The sequence below is a fragment of the Mesorhizobium sp. M7D.F.Ca.US.004.03.1.1 genome (genome assembly GCF_003998635.1).
In the GTDB taxonomy this organism is placed as follows: Bacteria; Pseudomonadota; Alphaproteobacteria; order Rhizobiales; family Rhizobiaceae; genus Mesorhizobium; species Mesorhizobium loti.
In genome coordinates this window covers 1-3,449 of record NZ_RZQG01000648.1, presented here as the reverse complement: position 1 = coordinate 3,449, position 3,449 = coordinate 1, and the positions used below count along the sequence as shown (strand labels likewise).

The following is a 3,449-nucleotide window of genomic DNA, read 5'->3' as shown; positions in this document are numbered from 1 at the left end:
ATGCTGCGAATCACCTCGCGATACTGCCACGCTTTTCAGCGCCAAGCGACCGAGGTTCCTGTTCCGTTCGGGGATATGATCCTTCTTAACCCAAAACCATTCGATAACCAAGTCGGCGGAAATAGGTCGGATACCACCGTGCGAAATTCCTGATTCTTTAACAATGCCGCCTAGGGTTAAGCCCAACAAAACAAGAAACTGCGGGCATCAGGGGTTTCGGCGTGAGGGGCAAGGCCATATCGATGATCGGCATCGCCGCCGTTTTTGGCGCGATCTCGATCTTTGCCGCGGATTTCTGGGTCAAGAGCCAGGCCAAGGCCGATTCCGAAGAGAAGACGGCGTCGATCCCGGCACCTGTCGTGCCCAGGGTAGAGTTCAAGACCATCGTGGTGGCGAATGCGCCGCTGCGCTACGGCATGGAACTCGACCGGGCGCAGCTTAGCGAAATTCCGTGGTCGGAAGAGTCCGTGCCGCAGGGCGCCTTCACCACTATCAATGCGTTGCTCGCCGACGGCAGCCGCGTGGTGCTGTCGCCGATCGAAGTCAACGAACCGGTGCTGCTGACCAAGTTGTCCGGGCCAAATGGCCGCGCGACGCTCTCCAACATGATGACGCCCGGAATGCGGGCGGTAACCATCCGTACCGACGAGATCGCGGGGGTTGGCGGTTTCGTCACGCCGGGCGACCGGGTCGATGTCGTGCTGACACGCGATGCCGGCGAAATCCAGGAAGTGGCCAAGAACGCTCAGGGCGCTGCCGGTTCCACCATCACTTCCGAGATCGTCGTTGCCGATGCCAAGGTGCTGAGCGTCGGGCAGGGCGCCGACGAGCGCCAGACGACGCCGCAGATTTCCAATTCCGTGACCATCGAGGTGACGACCGACGGCGCGCAGAAAGTGGCACTGGCCCGCACCGTCGGCACCTTGTCCTTGTCGCTTCGGTCCTCCAGCGAAGGCGGAGACGACAAGAACGGCGTCACCACCATCTCTTCCTTCGGTGGATCGGTCGCCTCGAATGTGCAGGCCGCGGCCGGCTCATTGTTCGATGCCGTCACCAAGGAGCCGGAGAAGCCGAAGTTCAAGACGGTCATCGTAACGCGCGGCACAAAGGCCGAGGAATACCAGGTTCCTTCGCCGGACCAGAAATAGAAGCCAGTGGGGACTGGGTGAGGGACGGGACAATGTTCGGGCTGATCACATATAGGGTCATGGGACGGTTGCGCGTTTTGCGCACCGTGGCTGTCGCGGCTTCGCTGGCTGCCGCCACGATGCTGGCCTTCGGCACCTGCGCCAAGGCCGACAACGACATCGTCTATGTGTCGTCGACCAAGAATGCGTCGATCAAGGTTGCCAAGGGCAAGCCAAAGACGATCATGACAAGTGCCGCCTTCTACCAGATCGTCATCGGCGATCCGGAGATCGCCAACGTCAATCCGCTGACCGACAAGTCCTTCTATGTGCTCGGCAACAATCTCGGCACCACCGGCATCGCGCTGTTCGACGAGAAGAAGCAGCTTGTCGGCACCATCGACATTGAGGTGACGCTCGACACCGACCAACTGGCCAGCACCATTCGCGCCAGCGTGCCGGATGCCAGGATCAAGGTCGGCTCGGCCAATGGCCGTGTCGTGCTGTCGGGCGAGGCCGATGACGCCGTCGCCGCCGAAAAGGCAAACAAGATCGCGACGCGCTTTTCCGGCACCGAAGAGGTGATCAACTCGGTCAACATCTCGTCGTCGCAGCAGGTCCAGCTCAACGTCCGCTTCGTCGAAATCAACCGCCAGGCTGGCCAGGAGCTGGGTGCCAAGTACGCCGCCAATTTCGCCTACGGCATCGGCGGACGCGACGTGACGATCGATCCGGGTTCAGTACCGACCGCCGGCACCGGCGAGATCATCGGCCGGCTTTTGTCGAGCGGTGTGTCGATCGATATCGCCATCAAGGCGCTGGAAGAGCGCGGCTTGGCGCGGCGGCTGGCCGAGCCGAACCTGATCGCCCGGTCCGGCCAGACGGCGAGCTTCCTCGCCGGCGGCGAGTTCCCGATCCCGGTCTCCGAGGACAACGGCAAGATCTCGGTCAGTTACAAGAAATACGGCGTCAGCCTGGATTTCACGCCTACCGTCCTGAAGGACGGGCTGGTCAGCCTGGACATCGCGCCGGAAGTCTCCTCGATCGACGCTTCGGCCTCCTACAATATCGGCACCATCTCGGTTCCCGGCTTCATCGTGCGCCGTGCCAGGACGTCGGTCGACCTGAAGAACGGCCAGAGCTTCATGATCGCCGGATTGCTGCAGTCGCAAAACGACATCACCACGTCGCGCATTCCCGGTCTCGGCAAGATGCCGGTGCTTGGAGCGCTGTTCTCCTCGAAATCCTATCAGCGGCGTGAGACCGACCTAGTCATCATCGTCACCCCCTATCTGGTCAAGCCGGTCGATCCGTCGAAGAAGCTCGTCGAGCCGACCGACGGCACGCAGCCGGCCAGCAACGCCGACTATTTTCTCAACAACACCGAGGAAGTGAAGACGTCCGACGCCAACCGCGCGCTGGCAATGGCCGACGGCAGCGTCGCGCAGCCGGCTGCCGTCACCACGGTCGGGCATTTCCTCGACCTGCCGAAGGACTGAAGTCATGCGCCTGGTCTTGAGATCGAGCATCGCCTTGCTGCTGGCAGGTTTTGCCGCCGGCTGCACCAGCGACGACTATGTGCGCAGCGAAGGGCCGACGATCGGCGCCGGCGAAGCGCAGGCTGCCAACACCGTCATGCAGATGGTCGATCCCTGGAAGTACGGAGTCCAGAACACCAGACTTCTGGTGCCGGCCCAGCGAGGCGCCGCTGCGGCCGTCACCCCCGATCAGGCGGCCGAAACGAAGGCGTCGCAGTCCAGCACGACTAATTGATCCAACGGGCAACTGGTCCAATGGCGACCTGACAGGCTGACAGAATGGCAAACGGCATCAAGACCAGGAAGATCCTGCTCGTATCGACCGATAGGACCTTTGTGCAGGACATGCGGACCGCATTCGCCGCCTCCGAGATCATCCAGCTCTCGACAGTGGAGAAGAGTGTTACGGAGCTGCGCGGCGAGATCCAGGAAGCCGACTTCGGCGCCATCATCGTCGACATGGATGCGGCAAGACTGGAGGAGGTCGAGTCGCTGCAGCGCGTCATGCGCCGGCTCGAGGACAAGGTGCCGGTTGTCGTCGTCACGCAGGAGTTCAACGCGGCCGCGGTGCGCATTCTCGTGCAGCTCAAGGTCGCGGATTTCCTGGTCAAGCCGATCACCACCGCCGATCTCGTACGCTCCGTGGTGCGAGCGCTGCAAGGACCCGGGCGCGAGGAAAACACCGAGTCGCAGATCTACACCTTCATGCCGGCCGCGGGCGGCGTCGGCACCACGACGCTGGCACTGCAAACCGCTTTCCAGCTGCATCATTCGGTGACGCGCG

The 3,449-nt window shown here is 62.3% G+C and carries 4 protein-coding genes; all 4 read left to right on the top strand.

Going from position 1 to position 3,449, the window contains the following annotated elements; genetic code table 11:
• Window positions 1-221: 221 nt before the first annotated feature.
• The gene (cpaB, locus tag EN935_RS27230; protein WP_245462837.1) at window positions 222-1,148 is read left to right on the top strand and encodes a Flp pilus assembly protein CpaB; all 927 of its coding nucleotides are present in this window, start codon (window positions 222-224) and stop codon (window positions 1,146-1,148) included.
• Window positions 1,149-1,180: 32 nt separating this feature from the next.
• Window positions 1,181-2,626 (top strand): type II and III secretion system protein family protein, encoded by a 1,446-nt coding sequence (locus EN935_RS27225; RefSeq protein ID WP_109671514.1) that lies wholly within the window; start codon window positions 1,181-1,183, stop codon window positions 2,624-2,626.
• A 4-nt stretch (window positions 2,627-2,630) separates the two neighbouring features.
• On the top strand, window positions 2,631-2,900 hold the full coding sequence (locus tag EN935_RS27220) for a hypothetical protein (RefSeq protein WP_109671513.1): 270 nt from the start codon (window positions 2,631-2,633) through the stop codon (window positions 2,898-2,900).
• A gap of 44 nt (window positions 2,901-2,944) precedes the next feature.
• A partial coding sequence (locus EN935_RS27215) for a response regulator (RefSeq protein ID WP_127373810.1) occupies window positions 2,945-3,449 on the top strand: 505 nt, incomplete at its 3' end.